The sequence below is a fragment of the Polaribacter sp. ALD11 genome (assembly GCF_002831685.1).
Lineage (GTDB): Bacteria > Bacteroidota > Bacteroidia > Flavobacteriales > Flavobacteriaceae > Polaribacter.
Genome location: NZ_CP025119.1, coordinates 1680124 through 1694619 on the forward strand (window position 1 = coordinate 1680124; position 14496 = coordinate 1694619).

The window sequence follows — 14496 nt, forward strand, 5'->3', positions numbered from 1 at the left end:
TACTCTTAAAATATTCTGTATTTTTACTCTATTCAAATAAATTAAATGTCTAAAGACTTATCAAATTATCGTAAATCTTACGAAAAACAAGAACTTCTAGAAAGTAATTGTCCCGAAAACCCAATGGAATTATTTCAAACCTGGTTTAGAAATGCAGATGATTCTGAAATGGTAGACGAAACGAATGCCATGAATATTTCTACAATTGGTACAGATGGTTTCCCTAAAAATAGAATCGTTTTATTAAAGAAATTTACTTGGGAAGGGTTCATTTTCTACACAAATTACACCTCTGAAAAAGGAAAAGCAATCGCAGACAACAACAACATTTGTTTGTCTTTCTTTTGGCCTGCTTTAGAACAGCAAATTATTATAAAAGGAATTGCAGAGAAACAAGTAGAAAACTTATCTGATGGTTATTTCGAATCGAGACCAGACGGAAGTAAGTTAGGCGCTTGGGCTTCAAACCAAAGTACTGTGGTAGCTTCTAGAAATGAATTAGAAGAAAATTTATCATCCTTCGAAAAAGAATTTGAAGGCAAAGAAATTACAAGACCAAAACATTGGGGCGGTTATTTAGTGAAACCAGTTTCTATAGAATTTTGGCAAGGGAGACCCAATAGATTACATGATAGGATTAGATATAAATTAGCTGAAGATTTTTCTTGGAAAATTGAAAGATTAGCACCATAAATTTTTATATTTACCCGATACAATTAAAAAATTAAATGAAAACACTCTACATTGTTAGACATGCAAAATCTTCTTGGGAATACTCTGGAATTGAAGATATTGACAGACCATTAAAAAAACGTGGTATTAAAGATGCTCATTTAATGTCTAAAATTTTATCTAAAAAATTAGATAAACCAGATGTATTTATAACAAGTAGCGCAAACAGGGCTTTACACACAGCTGTAATCTTTTGTGAAAACTTTGGTTTTCCACATGCAAACCTTCAAATAAAAAAGCAATTATATAGTTTTAGTGATGGTTATTTAGTGAAAACCGTAAATGCTTTAGATGATGGTTTTAGTTCTGCTATTATTTTTAGTCACGACCATGGTATTAATACCTTTGTAAATGAATTTGGAAACAAACCTTTAGCACATGTACCTACTTGTGGTGTAATTGCACTGCAATTTGATGAAAAACATTGGAAAAATATAAGAAGAGGAAAAACCATTATGGTAGAGTTTCCTAAAAATCATAAATAAAAAAATTTGTTAGAAATAAAAAAATTCGCGGCAATTGATATCGGTTCTAATGCCATTAGGCTACTAATTTCAAACGTAATTATTTCTGAAGATAAAGAGCCTCAATTTAAAAAATCTTCTTTAGTTCGTGTTCCCATTCGTTTAGGAGCAGATGTATTTGTTAATGAAGGTATTATTAGTGATGCTAATATTACTAGAATGATAAATGCGATGGAAGCTTTTAAGCTACTAATGAAGGTTCATGGCGTCGAAAAATACAAAGCTTGTGCAACTTCTGCAATGAGAGAAGCTTCTAATGGAAATGAAGTTACTGAAGCAATTCTATTAAAAACAGGCGTAAAAATTGACATTATTGGCGGTAAAGAAGAAGCTGCTATTATATCTTCTACAGATTTAAATGAATTAATTGAAGGAGATAATTCTTACTTATATGTAGATGTTGGTGGAGGTAGCACAGAGTTTACCTTATTCTCTAAAGGTAAAATTATAAGTTCGAAATCTTTTAAAATGGGTACCGTTCGTCTTTTAAATAATAAAAAAACTGAAAACAAAGAAATTTTTGCCGGCGTAGAAAAGTGGATTAAAAAGAACACAAAAGATTTAAAAGGAGTATCCTTAATTGGTTCTGGTGGAAACATTAACAAAATCTTTAAAATGTCTGGTAGAACAGAAGGAAAACCTATATCTTTTATTTATCTAAATGCTCAATATCAATTTTTAAAGAATATGAGTTATGATGATAGAATTTCTGAGTTAAGTTTAAACCCTGATAGGGCAGACGTTATAATACCAGCAACAAAAATCTATTTATCTGCAATGAAATGGAGTGGAGCTAGAAAAATATATGTTCCAAAAATTGGTCTTTCAGACGGAATAATTAAAACACTATACTACAGTACTTTATAAAAAAATATTTAACTTTTTTTGATTTATAGGTGACTTCACAGAAAAGTTTGTGTCTCATATTATATACTAATATCAAAACTAGTTAATTATGAAAAAAATTTTATTTAGCGGAGCATTACTAATGTTCGGAGCAATTGCATTTGCTCAAGATTTACCAGCAAACCCAGAACCAGGAAAATGTTACGTACGTTGTAAAACTCCTGAAGTATGGAAAAACGAAGACGTAACAATTGAGATAGCTCCTGCTTACAAGAAAATTGTAACATACCCTGCAACTTACAAAACTGTTACAGAAAGAGTACTCGTTAAAGAAGCCGATCAACGTTTAGTAATTGTACCAAGTGTTTGGGAAACTAAAACTGAAACATATATTGGTAAAGAAGATTCGAACAAGTTAAGAACAATTAAGGCCACTTTTAGCCCAGACTCTCAAGTTATTGAAACCAAAGCTGCGTCAGCAGTTTGGGAAATGAGTGAAAAAGCACCTGATTGTGAATCTAGCGACCCTAATGACTGTAGATACTGGTGTTACAAGCCAATTCCTGCGAAATTTGTAACTGTTCCATTAACTACTTTAAATTCTGATGCTTCTACCGCTTCAGTTAAAATTCCTGGTTATGATAAAACATATACAAAAAAAGTTATGGTTTCTGGACCAACTACAAAAACTATTGATATTCCAGCTGTTTATGGATCTATTAAAAAAATAGTTTTAGTAAAAGATGCTTATCAAGAAGAAGTTACTGTAGCAGCTAAATACAAAACGGTTACTAAAGAAGTTTTAGTAAACAAAGGAGGTTTAACTACCTGGAAAGAAGTAGAATGTGAATTAGTTAACAATACACCTTTACCAATTAACTGGAATTTAGGAAGTGCAACTTTAACAAATGGAGCAAAAAGAATTATTGATGCTCGTTTATTACCAATCTTAAAAGATGGTGTTGCTGTAGCAATTGAGTCTCATACAGATTCAAGAGGAACAAAAGCTAACAACCAAAACTTATCTGAAAGAAGAGCACAAGCAGTTACAAACTACTTAATTTCTAAAGGAGTTAACCCTAGTCAATTAACTGGAAACGGTCTTGGAGAATCTAAATTAACGAACAGATGTGCCGATGGAGTTTCTTGTACAGAAGCAGAACATAGAGCTAATAGAAGAACCACTTTTAGAGTCATTAATCAAAAATAAATTCAATTTTTTATTGAATGAAAAACCGAAGCAACTTGCTTCGGTTTTTTTTATTTTACTATTTTTTCTTAATAATTCTCTATTACAGACTCTATAAATGGATAATAATATTCTGTTAGAATTAATCCTTTTTTATAGCCAATCATTTTTCCTCTATGATTAACAAAAACTAAAGTAGGATATGATTTTACTTTGTATTTTCTTATAAGTTTATGTGTTTCTTCTAATTTATTTGGACTAACAAGATCTTTATTTCTTGGGTTATCTGCCTCATATAAAATTAAATCTTTATCTGCCAACTCTTTAAACTTAGCTGAGTGAAACAGTTTCTTATCTAAGACTTTACATGGCCCACACCAATCTGAACCCGTAAAATATATTAAAATCGGTTTCTTTTCTTCCTTAGACTTACTTAAAGCCTCTTTAAAAGAAGATTCCCAATTAACATGAACAACATCTTTAAAAGACAAGTGTTCAACATCTTCTTGAGCAGAGATGCCTTTTGATAATAAAATAATAACAGAAAATAAAAATATTTTTTTCATTCTAATAATTTGTTCAAAAATATCAAAAATAATACCAAGTTTAAAAACTACCTTTTATATGATTATTTATAAGTGTATTAAACACTTCATCTTCATTATTTAAAAAAGACGTCTCAATAGGTAAATAAGATAAGTTTTCTAGATGATTTACCAATCTTACATAATCTTTTTCTGTAGTTAAAATTATTTTTGAAGATTGAATTTCATCAAACTTTTTTTGAATATCTTTAACTTCAACATCAGAAAAATGATGATGATCTGCATATTTTAAATGCTGAAACTTTACACTTAAACCTTCTAGGTAATTTAGCAATGGTGTTGGGTTTGCAATTCCTGTAATTAATAACACCTCAAAATTCTTTAATGCTAAAGTTGGTATCTCTACTGAGCCTAAAACTTTATCAGCATATGAAATACTCGTAAAGAATACTTTTTTATTGAATTTACTAAGTTTTAGTTTTATAGTATCTTGCTTATCTTTAGATAAATTTTCTGGACATTTAGTTACTAAAATTACTTCTGCTCTCTTTGCTCCTTGCCTACTTTCTCTTAAATTGCCCGTTGGTAATAAAAAATCATCAACAAATAAATCATCATATTTTGTAAGTAAGACGTAAAAACTTCCTTTTACTTTTCGATGTTGAAAAGCATCATCTAATAAAACAACATCTGGTTTTACTTCTGAAATTAAATTTGTAATACCTTCTACTCTATTTGCATCTACAGCAACATTAATATTTTTAAACTTCTTAAAATATTGCAAAGGTTCATCTCCAACATCTGCAGCAGCATGGTTTTTATTTAATAAAACAAAACCTACTGTTTCTCTTTTATAACCCCTACTTAAAACTGCCGTTTTATAACTGTCTTTTAATAAACGAATTAAATACTCAATTTGTGGTGTTTTTCCTGTTCCACCAACACTTAAATTACCTACAATAATTACAGGTATTTTAAATAATGTTTGTTTAAAAACGCCAATATCAAAAAATATATTACGAATTCTAGTTACAAAGTCGTATAAAATTGAAAATGGAAAGAGTAAAAAACGAAGTACTTTCATTGCTGTAAAAATACATTAAAAATGTTAACTTTGGTTTTAGAAAAGAGAATCGAATGAAGATAAGAGAAGTAACAAATTATTTAGAAGAACTGGCACCATTAAATTATGCTGAAGATTTTGATAATGTTGGTTTATTAGTAGGAGATTATACGACAGATATTTCTGGAATTCTAGTTACACTAGACACGTTAGAAGAAACCGTAGATGAGGCAATTGCTAAAAACTGTAATTTAATTATCAGTTTTCATCCGATAATTTTTGGCGGATTAAAAAAATTAAACGGAAATTCTTACGTGGAAAGAGTGGTTTTAAAGGCTATAAAAAACGACATTGCTATTTATGCTACACATACCGCTTTAGACAACTCTAAAAATGGCGTGTCTGCAAAAATGTGCGAAGTTTTAGGTTTGATGAATCTTCAAATTTTAATTCCTAAAAAAGGAATTATAAAAAAATTAACCACATTTGTACCTACACAAGATGCAGCCGAGTTAAGAAGTGCTCTTTTTACAGCTGGCGCAGGAAACATTGGAAACTATGATAATTGTTCCTTTAATGTAATTGGAGAAGGAACTTTTCGAGGAAATGAATATTCGAATCCTGTTATTGGAGAAAAAGGAAAAGTACATACAGAAAAAGAGACAAGAATTAGTGTTGTTTTTGAAAGTAAAAATGAAGCTTCCATATTAAAAGTTTTAAAAGAAAAACACCCTTATGAGGAAGTTGCCTATGAATTAATTACCACAGAAAACGTACATCAAGATATTGGGTTGGGAATGATTGGTGAACTTCCAGAAGAAATGAATGAGAAAGATTTCTTACTATTTCTAAAGGAAACCATGAAAACCGATTGTGTTCGCCATTCCGAACTCATCAATAAAAAGGTAAAGAAAGTAGCAGTTTTAGGTGGTTCTGGTAGTTTTGCCATTTCCAATGCAAAAAGAGCTGGAGCAGATGCATATGTAAGTGCAGATTTTAAGTATCATGAGTTTTTTAAAGCAGAAAAAAGCATCTTATTAGCAGATATTGGTCATTATGAGAGCGAACAGTTTACAAAAAACCTTTTGGTTGACTATCTTACGAAAAAATTTAGTAATTTTGCAGTCATTTTATCAGAAAAAAGTACGAATCCAATTCATTACATATAAACATGGCAAAGAAGAAAGAAATTTCAGTAGAGCAAAAATTAAGAGCATTGTATGACCTACAATTAATAGACTCTAGAATTGATGAAATTAGAAACGTTAGAGGTGAATTGCCTTTAGAGGTTGAAGATTTAGAGGATGAAGTTGCCGGATTAAATACCCGAATTGCTAATTTAGCTGAAGATGCTTCTAATTTAGAAACAGAAATCAACAATAAAAAACAAGCAATCGAAGATTCTAAAGTTTTGATGACAAAATATGATGAGCAACAAAAAAATGTTAGAAATAACAGAGAATTTGACTCATTATCTAAAGAAATCGAATTTCAAGATTTAGAAATTCAATTAGCTGAAAAAAGAATTAACGAGTACAGGGCTAAAATTGCTCAAAAAAATGAAGTAATTGACGGAACTAAAGAAAAATTAGCGAAGCAAGAAAAGCATTTAGGTCATAAAAAGGCTGAATTAGACGCAATTTTAAAAGAAACTGAAAAAGAAGAAAAACTTTTAGGAGAAAAATCTGAAGAATTTGCTAAAACTTTAGATACTCACTTATTTTCTGCTTATACAAGAATTAGAACCAAAGTTAAAAATGGTTTGGCTGTTGTTGCTATCGAAAGAGGTGCTTCTGGAGGATCTTACTTTACAATTCCACCACAGGTGCAACTAGAAATTGCAAACAGAAAAAAGATAACTATAGATGAGCATAGTGGACGTATCTTAGTAGATGCTGCATTGGCTGAAGAAGAGAAAGAAAAAATGGATAAATTATTTTCTTAATCTTTTACAATATTTCATAAAAAAACTCGAAGCTTAGCTTCGAGTTTTTTTATACCTACTATTTTGTAATAAGCTAGTAATCTAACTTTTTAATATAACTTAATTTTTCTTTCCAGATTTTTAAATCTTCTTTAAACTCAAGCACTCTTTTCTTTACATTTAACACCAAAGGATTGTCATCTGTTGCATTTGAGAAGAAACCTAAATTATTTTCTAATTGCTGCATTTCCTTTACAACTTCGTCAATCTTTTTTCGAACAAATAATTGCTCTGAATCTAATTTTCTAAAATCTTCATTAGCAACTAAACCGTCTACAACATTTGTAAACTTCAACATAGAAATTTCATTCTTACCTAAAGACAACGTTTCTAATAATCTATCTATTTGTTTATTAAACTTACCTTCTAAATGCCTAACATTTCTAGGTAATTGCCCTAGTTCTTGCCATGTTTTAATAGCTTCTAAAACACTTTCTTTCGTATGCTCCTTTTCTTCTTTTAAACTTTCTATAAAAGATTTTTTAGCATCTACGGTAGCTTGTTGTTCTTTACTAACAGCATTTTTTTGATCATGATACCTGTCAAAATAAGAATTACATGCCGCTTTAAATTTGTTCCAAATATCATCAGAGAATTTTCTTGGTACATGACCAATTTTCTTCCAATCAGATTGTACTTTCTTCATCGCTTCGGTTGCCACATTCCAATCTTCACTTTCTTTTAAAGACTCTGCTACTTCTATTAATGCTTGCTTCTTTTTTAGATTTTCTTGTTGTTCATTTTTTTCATCTTTATAGAAAAGATTTTTTGAACTATTAAATTTCTTTGTTGCTGTTTTAAACTTTTGCCAAACCTCTTCACTCTTAGCATACGGTAATTTACCAACATTAAAGTACTCTTGTCTTAACTTCTCTATATCGTTAATGCTGTTTTGCCAATCTTTATGCGTTTTATTTTTTGAAGTATCATATGCTTCTAAACGCTCTATAACTAAAAATTTTTTATTTATAATTTCTTGATACTTAGACTTCATATCACGAAAGTGCTCATGACGTTTATCATGTATTTTCTTAGTAACAGCACTAAACTTTTGCCAAACGTCTTCTCTTACTTCTTTTGCAACAGGTCCAATATCTTCTTTCCATATTTTATGTAGATCTTGCAGCTCTTTAAAAGCATCATTAACATCTGTATACTCGGCTAAAGCTTCTGCCTTTACTATAATTTTTAATTTCTCTTCTAAATTATTCTTAAAATCTAAATCTCTAAAATCATTACTTAAATGTAGTAAATCGTAAAAGCGCTCTACGTGATGATGGTATGTTTTCCAAGTATCATTGTAACGAGTTTTAGAAACTGGCCCAATTGAGCGCCAAGCATCTTGTAAAACTCTAAACTCTTTATACATTGTATTAGCATCTGCGTCCTCTATAAGATTTTTCAAATCCTCAATAACTTGAGTTCTTTTATCTAGATTATCATTCATCTGCTTTTCTATAGCATTGTAATGCGCATCTCTTTGTTTTTTATAGTCTGATAATAAGGTATTATATGCTCCTTTTAAAGGACTAGTAAACTGAAAATCTATTGCATTTCCTCCTTCTTCTAAAAAAACTTTTTTCTTTTCAGCTAATAAAGCACCAAACTTTGTATTAAAAGCACTTTTTATAGCCTCTACTTGGTCTTTTATTTTATTTACAGGGTTGTTAGATAATGTCTTTTGTAACTCGTTAACTAATTCCTCTAAAGGTAAAGTAGTATAATCTAAGACAGTAGTTTTCTCCTCTTTTACTTCTTTTTTCGCTGTGTCTTCTTCATTTTTAACTACAGAATCTTCAACTTCTTCAATTGCCTTAGCGCTTTCAGTTACTATTTCTAAAGTAACTTCTGTTGTTTCTAAAACAACTTCCGTTTTTACTTCCTTTGAATCTGTAGTTTCATTAACAACTTCTTCAATTTTTTCTACCGTTTTTTCAACGTTTCCTTCATTATTATCTAACATATCTACAATGTTTAAGTTCGGTTAATAATACACTATTATTATAGTTTATAAAGATACTCACAACTTATTAGGTATACAAAAAGTGGAGCTAAAATTATTTTTTGAATTTATTCCAAATTCTCCAAGATTCTTCTGCTTGCAATTCTAACATTTCGTATCCATTTTTTATAGTGGCTCCTTTTTCTTTTCCTTTGGATAAAAAAGTAGAAACTTCTGGATTATAAATTAAGTCGAACAGTAAATGTTTTTCTGTTAGGAATTGATATGGAATGTCTGGGAATAAATGTACATCTGGTGAAGTTCCTATAGGCGTGCAATTAATAATTATGTGATGCTTGCATAGTACTTCTTCCGCTAAATCTTGATAAGAAATTTCCTTTTTACCTGAAGGTTTTCTAGAAACAAACTTGTATTTAATATTGTTTTTTTTAAGCGCATAAGCAATAGCCTTAGATGCACCACCAGTTCCTAAAATTAAAGCATATTTATGATGTTTTTTCAAATAAGGGAAAATAGATTTTTCAAACCCCACTACATCTGTATTATACCCTTTTAAATTTCCTCTTTTGGTGAATTTAATGGTATTTACTGCTCCTATTTCTTTAGCCGTTTTATCTAATTTATCTAAATACTGTATTACTTCTTCTTTATAAGGAATGGTCACATTCATTCCTGTTAAAAATGCTTCATTTTTTATGACTGAAGGAAAGTCTGATATTTCTTGAATATCAAAGTTTTTATATTCATATTTTTTTAAATCTAAAGTTTCAAATTTTTTAGTAAAATATCCTCTAGAAAATGAATAGGAAATATTTTTTCCTAAAAGACCGAAAACTTTATTTCTTTTTTCTTCCATAATAATCTATTATTAAAATTAAAGCAATACCAAAAATGATGTAAAAAATGGCAAACCATGTTTCTGCTAATGAGAAATCTGGAATAAACCGATTGTAGTTTTCTATAATTTTATTTCCGTTTTTATCTAAAGAGAATTTATCATTTTCTATTAGATATAATGCTTTTTTCCAAGGCCAAACAATACCCAAAGAACCTGTAATAAAACCTATTATTACGGCAGTTACAATAGTATTCCATCTTTTTAAAACATAGCCTAAAATATGACTAATAGAAACCAATCCAAAAGCAGAACCTGCTGTAAATACAGAAATTATTTTAAGGTATCTAATTTTTTCTGGATCTGATAAAACATCAAAATTACCTATAACTACATTGGCAACTACGTAAAATAATTCATTTACAGCATCTACTAAAAGTAATACGTAATTACCCATTAAAATGAGTATAAAAGACCCAGAAAGCCCTGGAAGCGTCATTCCAGAAACACCTATAATTCCGCAAATAAAAACAAACCAAAGGTTGTCATTCTCTCCTGCAGGTGTTAAAAAACTGATTCCTAAACCCACAGAAGCTCCAATAATTAGAGAAATAATATTCGTTCGATTCCATTCGCCAAAATCTTTACCAATGTAATAAATAGAGCCAATAATCATCCCAAAAAACCAACTCCAAACATAGAGTTCATAATTTTGCAAAAAGTAATCTAAAACAAGAGAAATACTGAAGTAACTAAAAATACTTCCTCCCATAATCAATATTAAAAATTGACCGTTTACATATTTATAAAAACTTCCAAACCTTCCGTTTATCAAAAGTTTAAATGCTGTAAAGTTTATTTTCCTAAAGGAATAAATCAATTCTTCATAAAAGCCAAAAACAAAAGAAACTGTTCCGCCAGAAACACCTGGAACTTTATTTGCAGCGCCCATTGCCAATCCTTTTAAGAAAAGGTATAATCTCTGTAAAAAAGTTCTTTCTATTTCCATTATTCCTTTTTAAATGCCAATTTCTCCATCAATAAAATTAAACAAAAACCAAGAACAGAAAGTAGTATTGCCATTATTAATTTCGGATCTCCGCCAAAAGAAAAAGGCGAAACACTTTGTTCTAATAATGGTTTTGTAACACCATGACTATCTAAATAAGTTGAAACGGTTTCTTTCCAAGGCCAAACTTTATTTAGAGAACCCAACATAATTCCTGTTAAAACAATTAGCATCTCATTTTTATAATTTGTAAAAAGCCATTTTAATAATTTTGAAAAAGAAAGTAATCCAACAACTACTCCTACAGCAATTCCGCCAATTATTTTATAATCTTTGGTAGTTATTGCTGTCATAACAATAGGGTAAACACCAATTAATAGCAATATATAAGAACCCGAAATTCCTGGTAAAATCATTGCACAGGATGCAATTGCTCCTGCAAAAATTAAAAATAAATAATTAATTTCACCCACGTTTGTAGACGGAATAACTGTAATTACATACCCAAACAAAATACCTAGAATAAATAAAATGATAATTTTAACATTCCAATTTTCTACTTGTTTTCCTATATATATAATACTTGCCAAAACCAATCCGAAGAAAAAAGACCATAATAAAACAGGTTCGTTTTCTAACAACCACTTAATTGTTTTTGCTAAAGAAATTATACTGATAAAAATCCCTACAAAAAGTGCTAGTAAAAAAGAGCCATTTACTTGTTTCCAAGCGGATTTTATTCCGTCTGATTTTAATGTTTTAAATAATTTAAAATTTACGTTACTTATAGATTCTAACAGTTCTTCGTAGATTCCAGAAATAAATGCAATTGTTCCGCCAGAAACACCAGGAACAACATCAGCAGCCCCCATTGCCATTCCTTTCAATCCAATTACTATATACTCTTTTAAATTTCTTCCCATTATAATTCCTTATTTTTGTAGAAAACGAAGATAATAGAATTTGAAGAAAAAATAGAATCGTTTATTCTATTTGTATCTTTTATTGATAATACAGCAAATGCCAAAGAAAGGAAAAGCAAAAAATACGCTAAACAAAGCCAAACACACAAAGTTAATGAATAGAAAAATTAACAAAGTGAAACTAGAAAAGCAACTTAATAAAGAGCGTTTAAAGGCTATAATTAAAAAAGTAAACGAAGAGAAAGAAGAAAAGGAAAATGACCAATAAATTAAAATATATCTTAGGTGCAATTGTTTCTGTGCCTTTACTGCCCTTTTTATATTTTCAAGGAAAAAATATTCGAAAAAAAGTACCCAAACTACCAGAAGCTAAAGAGCCAAAAGGCTTTGTAAACGGTAATTTCGATACAGCTCTAAATATACTTTCTATTGGAGAAAGCACAATTGCTGGTGTAGGTGTCGATTTTCATAAAAACGGATTTACCGGCGCGCTAGTAAACACTCTTTCTGCTGAAATGAAGACAAATATAAATTGGCGCGTTTATGCTAGAAGTGGCTATACCCTAGATAGGGTTTGTGAAAAAATTATTCCTAAAATTGAAGAAACTTCTACAGATATTATTGTAGTAGGAATGGGAGGTAATGATGCTTTTACTTTAAACTCTCCTAAAAAATGGGGTTTAGCTATTGAAAAGCTTATATTTTTACTAGAGAACAAATTTCCTGGAACACCAATATTTTTTACAAGTATGCCTCCGATAAAGGAATTTCCCGCATTTACAAAACCTATAAAATTTGTAATTGGTAATTTAGTTGAAATTTTAGGCGAAAGATTACAAACTATAATTAAAGATAAGAAGAACGTTTATTATTATAATGAAGTTATTACGCTAGATAAGTGGAGTAAAAAACATGCTTTACCTAATAACAATTCTAAAATCTATTTTAGTGATGGTGTTCATCCATCTGAATTGACTTATAATGTTTGGGGAAAAGAAATGGCTCTTTTTATTAAATCGGAATTAAATAAGTAAGATTTATCTTTATTAAAATGAAGAAAAAAATAATTATTCTTGGTGGGGGAATTTCTGGTATTTATTTAGGCTATAAATTGAAGAAAGCAGGGTTTTCAATCCGAATATTAGAAGCTAATAATAGAATTGGTGGTAGAATTTATACTAAAAAAGTAAATGAAACAAAAGTTGAGTTAGGTGCAACTTGGCTTTGGAAATATAATGAAGAATTATTAAAAGTTTGTAAAGAATTAAACGTCTCTTTATTTGAGCAAAACATGAATGGTGCTGCTTTGTTTGAAGCGACAAAGACCGATTTACCTCAACGTTTTCAGGTTCCAAAAAACCAAGAAATTAGCTATAGAGTTGTTGGTGGAACTGCAACTATTTTAGACAAATTGACGGAAGGTTTTTTAGAGGAAGAATTGCAACTACATCAAAAAGTACTTCAAATTAATGACAATGAAACTTCAATAAAAGTAATCACCGAAAAATCAGAATTTAGTGCAGCTATTGTTATTTCTACAATTCCGCCTCAGTTATTGGTGAATTCTGTTTCGTTTTCTTCGGAATTAGACACAAACCTTCTCCAGATTGCAAACAATACTCATACTTGGATGAAAGATTCTATAAAATTTGTACTCGTTTATGAAACTCCTTTTTGGAAAGAAAAAGGGTTGTCTGGCGTTTGCTTTAGTAATGTTGGTCCGTTTACAGAAATATATGATCATACGAACTTCGAGAATAACCGTTTTGGTTTAATGGGGTTTTTACATGGAGGCTTAGTAAATGAGTCCAAAAAAATAAGAGAAGAAAAAATACGAGAACAACTCTTTAAGTTCTTTGGCGAAGATGGCACAAACTATCTTTGTTACGAAGAAAAAGTATGGAACAAAGAAGAACTCATCAATTTTGAAAATGATAGATTTATCACTCCGCATTTTAATAACGGACATTCTATTTATCAACAAGAATTTTTAAATGGTAAATTTATAATTGCAGGTTCAGAAACATCACCAAGCTATGGTGGTTATATGGAAGGTGCTATTTATAGAGGAAATCAGATTGTAGAATACTTAAAAAATAAATTTTAATAGCTTTTTCTACAAACCAATAACACCTTTCTCACCAAACTCAATCAATGGGTAAAAAAGGTCTCGACTGCGCTCGACCAGACATCATAAAACAAAAAAACCTCAAGCTTTCACTTGAGATTTTATATATTATAATGGTTACTATTTATCTATAGAACCTAAAACGCGTTTCATAAAAGTATTTAACGCTTCTTTTTTTGGTGTACCTTCTTTTACCATTTTATCTACTTCAAGAGCACCATACATATTAGAAATTAACTCGCCAATAACATCTAGTTCTTCATCTTTTAAAGATGGAACTTCTGTTAAAGCCTCTAAAGTTTCAATAGTTTCTAATAAGTAATCTTGATCGTTTACTTCGATAAAGTTAGTAAGGTGTTTAATTACAGGTAATTTCATGATTAAGCAATTTCGTTTACCAATTCCTTCAACACATCAAATTTATTTGTTTGCGTTTGATTTTTCTTTTCTCCATCTACAAAAATCGCAAAAGTTGGTAAATTACTTACATCTGCTAATTTTCTACTTTCTGGAAATTTTTCTGCATCAACAATTACAAATTTTATATTGTCCATTTCTGAAGCTAACTTTTTAAATTTAGGCTTCATAATTCTACAATTTCCACACCAAGTAGCAGAATATTGTACAATTACCTTATCGTTTCCATTTACAATTGTTTGTAAATTATCTTCTGTTAATTCTTGTACCATAGTTTTGTTTTTTTTTGAAAAAAGGACCTCATGCTATAATCCCCCAACTATAACACGAAATCCTTA

General features: G+C 29.8%; 17 protein-coding genes. 9 read left to right on the forward strand and 8 right to left on the reverse strand.

From position 1 onward, the window contains the following. The first annotated feature begins 45 nt into the window (after positions 1-45). The 4 genes from pdxH (at position 46) to CW731_RS07525 (ending at position 3312) form a co-directional block, all read left to right on the forward strand. Positions 46-693, forward strand: a complete 648-nt coding sequence (pdxH, locus tag CW731_RS07510; protein ID WP_100946142.1) for a pyridoxamine 5'-phosphate oxidase — start codon at positions 46-48, stop codon at positions 691-693. A 35-nt stretch (positions 694-728) separates the two neighbouring features. After that, on the forward strand, positions 729-1217 hold the full coding sequence (locus CW731_RS07515; protein ID WP_100946143.1) for a histidine phosphatase family protein: 489 nt from the start codon (positions 729-731) through the stop codon (positions 1215-1217). A 6-nt stretch (positions 1218-1223) separates the two neighbouring features. Further along, entirely contained in the window at positions 1224-2123 is a 900-nt protein-coding gene (locus tag CW731_RS07520; protein WP_100946144.1) for a Ppx/GppA phosphatase family protein, read from the forward strand. 88 nt (positions 2124-2211) lie between these two features. Beyond that, positions 2212-3312: an OmpA family protein gene (locus tag CW731_RS07525; RefSeq protein ID WP_100946145.1), complete on the forward strand. Its 1101-nt coding sequence runs from the start codon at positions 2212-2214 to the stop codon at positions 3310-3312. Between the two features lie 68 nt (positions 3313-3380). On the opposite strand, the gene CW731_RS07530 is transcribed toward CW731_RS07525, so the two are convergent. Next, a complete protein-coding gene (locus tag CW731_RS07530; RefSeq protein WP_100946146.1) occupies positions 3381-3857 on the reverse strand; it encodes a thioredoxin family protein in 477 nt (158 codons plus the stop codon). 40 nt (positions 3858-3897) lie between these two features. Then, positions 3898-4920, reverse strand: a complete 1023-nt coding sequence (lpxK, locus tag CW731_RS07535) for a tetraacyldisaccharide 4'-kinase (protein ID WP_100946147.1) — start codon at positions 4918-4920, stop codon at positions 3898-3900. Positions 4921-4973: 53 nt separating this feature from the next. Here lpxK and CW731_RS07540 point away from each other — a divergent pair, with 53 nt between their 5' ends. Both CW731_RS07540 and CW731_RS07545 read left to right on the forward strand, forming a co-directional pair. Beyond that, a complete protein-coding gene (locus CW731_RS07540) occupies positions 4974-6068 on the forward strand; it encodes a Nif3-like dinuclear metal center hexameric protein (RefSeq protein WP_100946148.1) in 1095 nt (364 codons plus the stop codon). A gap of 2 nt (positions 6069-6070) precedes the next feature. Next, complete coding sequence (locus tag CW731_RS07545; protein ID WP_100946149.1) at positions 6071-6844, forward strand: zinc ribbon domain-containing protein; 774 nt, start codon at positions 6071-6073, stop codon at positions 6842-6844. Between the two features lie 73 nt (positions 6845-6917). On the opposite strand, the gene CW731_RS07550 is transcribed toward CW731_RS07545, so the two are convergent. From CW731_RS07550 to CW731_RS07565, 4 genes are all read right to left on the reverse strand, one after another. Then, positions 6918-8846 (reverse strand): DUF349 domain-containing protein, encoded by a 1929-nt coding sequence (locus CW731_RS07550; RefSeq protein WP_100946150.1) that lies wholly within the window; start codon positions 8844-8846, stop codon positions 6918-6920. 94 nt (positions 8847-8940) lie between these two features. Then, positions 8941-9702, reverse strand: coding sequence for a shikimate dehydrogenase (locus CW731_RS07555; RefSeq protein ID WP_100946151.1), 762 nt, complete (start codon positions 9700-9702; stop codon positions 8941-8943). Then, positions 9683-10690, reverse strand: coding sequence for a DUF368 domain-containing protein (locus CW731_RS07560; RefSeq protein WP_100946152.1), 1008 nt, complete (start codon positions 10688-10690; stop codon positions 9683-9685). The genes CW731_RS07555 and CW731_RS07560 overlap by 20 nt, the downstream gene beginning before the upstream one ends. Next, positions 10690-11613 carry a DUF368 domain-containing protein gene (locus CW731_RS07565; RefSeq protein WP_100946153.1) on the reverse strand — a complete coding sequence of 308 codons (924 nt, stop codon included), beginning with the start codon at positions 11611-11613 and terminating at the stop codon, positions 10690-10692. The genes CW731_RS07560 and CW731_RS07565 overlap by 1 nt, the downstream gene beginning before the upstream one ends. A gap of 97 nt (positions 11614-11710) precedes the next feature. On the opposite strand from CW731_RS07565, the gene CW731_RS15660 reads away from it, so the two are divergent. From CW731_RS15660 to CW731_RS07575, 3 genes are read left to right on the forward strand one after another with little or no spacing between them, the layout of a single operon-like run. Then, positions 11711-11881 (forward strand): hypothetical protein, encoded by a 171-nt coding sequence (locus tag CW731_RS15660; protein WP_198519866.1) that lies wholly within the window; start codon positions 11711-11713, stop codon positions 11879-11881. Further along, complete coding sequence (locus CW731_RS07570; protein WP_100946154.1) at positions 11871-12647, forward strand: SGNH/GDSL hydrolase family protein; 777 nt, start codon at positions 11871-11873, stop codon at positions 12645-12647. Before CW731_RS15660 ends, CW731_RS07570 begins: the two co-directional genes overlap by 11 nt. A 17-nt stretch (positions 12648-12664) precedes the next feature. Next, positions 12665-13720, forward strand: a complete 1056-nt coding sequence (locus CW731_RS07575; protein ID WP_100946155.1) for an FAD-dependent oxidoreductase — start codon at positions 12665-12667, stop codon at positions 13718-13720. A 141-nt stretch (positions 13721-13861) separates the two neighbouring features. On the opposite strand, the gene CW731_RS07580 is transcribed toward CW731_RS07575, so the two are convergent. Next, positions 13862-14119 (reverse strand): hypothetical protein, encoded by a 258-nt coding sequence (locus CW731_RS07580; protein WP_100946156.1) that lies wholly within the window; start codon positions 14117-14119, stop codon positions 13862-13864. Positions 14120-14121: 2 nt separating this feature from the next. Beyond that, positions 14122-14430 (reverse strand): co-chaperone YbbN, encoded by a 309-nt coding sequence (locus CW731_RS07585; protein ID WP_100946157.1) that lies wholly within the window; start codon positions 14428-14430, stop codon positions 14122-14124. Positions 14431-14496 lie beyond the last annotated feature (66 nt).

Excerpts from the sequence above, each read along its gene's own strand:
- pdxH (WP_100946142.1), top strand. The coding sequence starts at position 46 with ATGTCTAAAGACTTATCAAATTATCGTAAATCTTACGAAAAACAAGAA.
- CW731_RS07585 (WP_100946157.1), bottom strand. The coding sequence starts at position 14,430 with ATGGTACAAGAATTAACAGAAGATAATTTACAAACAATTGTAAATGGA.
- CW731_RS07550 (WP_100946150.1), bottom strand. The coding sequence starts at position 8,846 with ATGTTAGATAATAATGAAGGAAACGTTGAAAAAACGGTAGAAAAAATT.
- CW731_RS07560 (WP_100946152.1), bottom strand. The coding sequence starts at position 10,690 with ATGGAAATAGAAAGAACTTTTTTACAGAGATTATACCTTTTCTTAAAA.
- CW731_RS07580 (WP_100946156.1), bottom strand. The coding sequence starts at position 14,119 with ATGAAATTACCTGTAATTAAACACCTTACTAACTTTATCGAAGTAAAC.
- lpxK (WP_100946147.1), bottom strand. The coding sequence starts at position 4,920 with ATGAAAGTACTTCGTTTTTTACTCTTTCCATTTTCAATTTTATACGAC.
- CW731_RS07545 (WP_100946149.1), top strand. The coding sequence starts at position 6,071 with ATGGCAAAGAAGAAAGAAATTTCAGTAGAGCAAAAATTAAGAGCATTG.
- CW731_RS07530 (WP_100946146.1), bottom strand. The coding sequence starts at position 3,857 with ATGAAAAAAATATTTTTATTTTCTGTTATTATTTTATTATCAAAAGGC.
- CW731_RS07540 (WP_100946148.1), top strand. The coding sequence starts at position 4,974 with ATGAAGATAAGAGAAGTAACAAATTATTTAGAAGAACTGGCACCATTA.
- CW731_RS07525 (WP_100946145.1), top strand. The coding sequence starts at position 2,212 with ATGAAAAAAATTTTATTTAGCGGAGCATTACTAATGTTCGGAGCAATT.
- CW731_RS15660 (WP_198519866.1), top strand. The coding sequence starts at position 11,711 with ATGCCAAAGAAAGGAAAAGCAAAAAATACGCTAAACAAAGCCAAACAC.
- CW731_RS07570 (WP_100946154.1), top strand. The coding sequence starts at position 11,871 with ATGACCAATAAATTAAAATATATCTTAGGTGCAATTGTTTCTGTGCCT.
- CW731_RS07555 (WP_100946151.1), bottom strand. The coding sequence starts at position 9,702 with ATGGAAGAAAAAAGAAATAAAGTTTTCGGTCTTTTAGGAAAAAATATT.
- CW731_RS07575 (WP_100946155.1), top strand. The coding sequence starts at position 12,665 with ATGAAGAAAAAAATAATTATTCTTGGTGGGGGAATTTCTGGTATTTAT.
- CW731_RS07515 (WP_100946143.1), top strand. The coding sequence starts at position 729 with ATGAAAACACTCTACATTGTTAGACATGCAAAATCTTCTTGGGAATAC.
- CW731_RS07565 (WP_100946153.1), bottom strand. The coding sequence starts at position 11,613 with ATGGGAAGAAATTTAAAAGAGTATATAGTAATTGGATTGAAAGGAATG.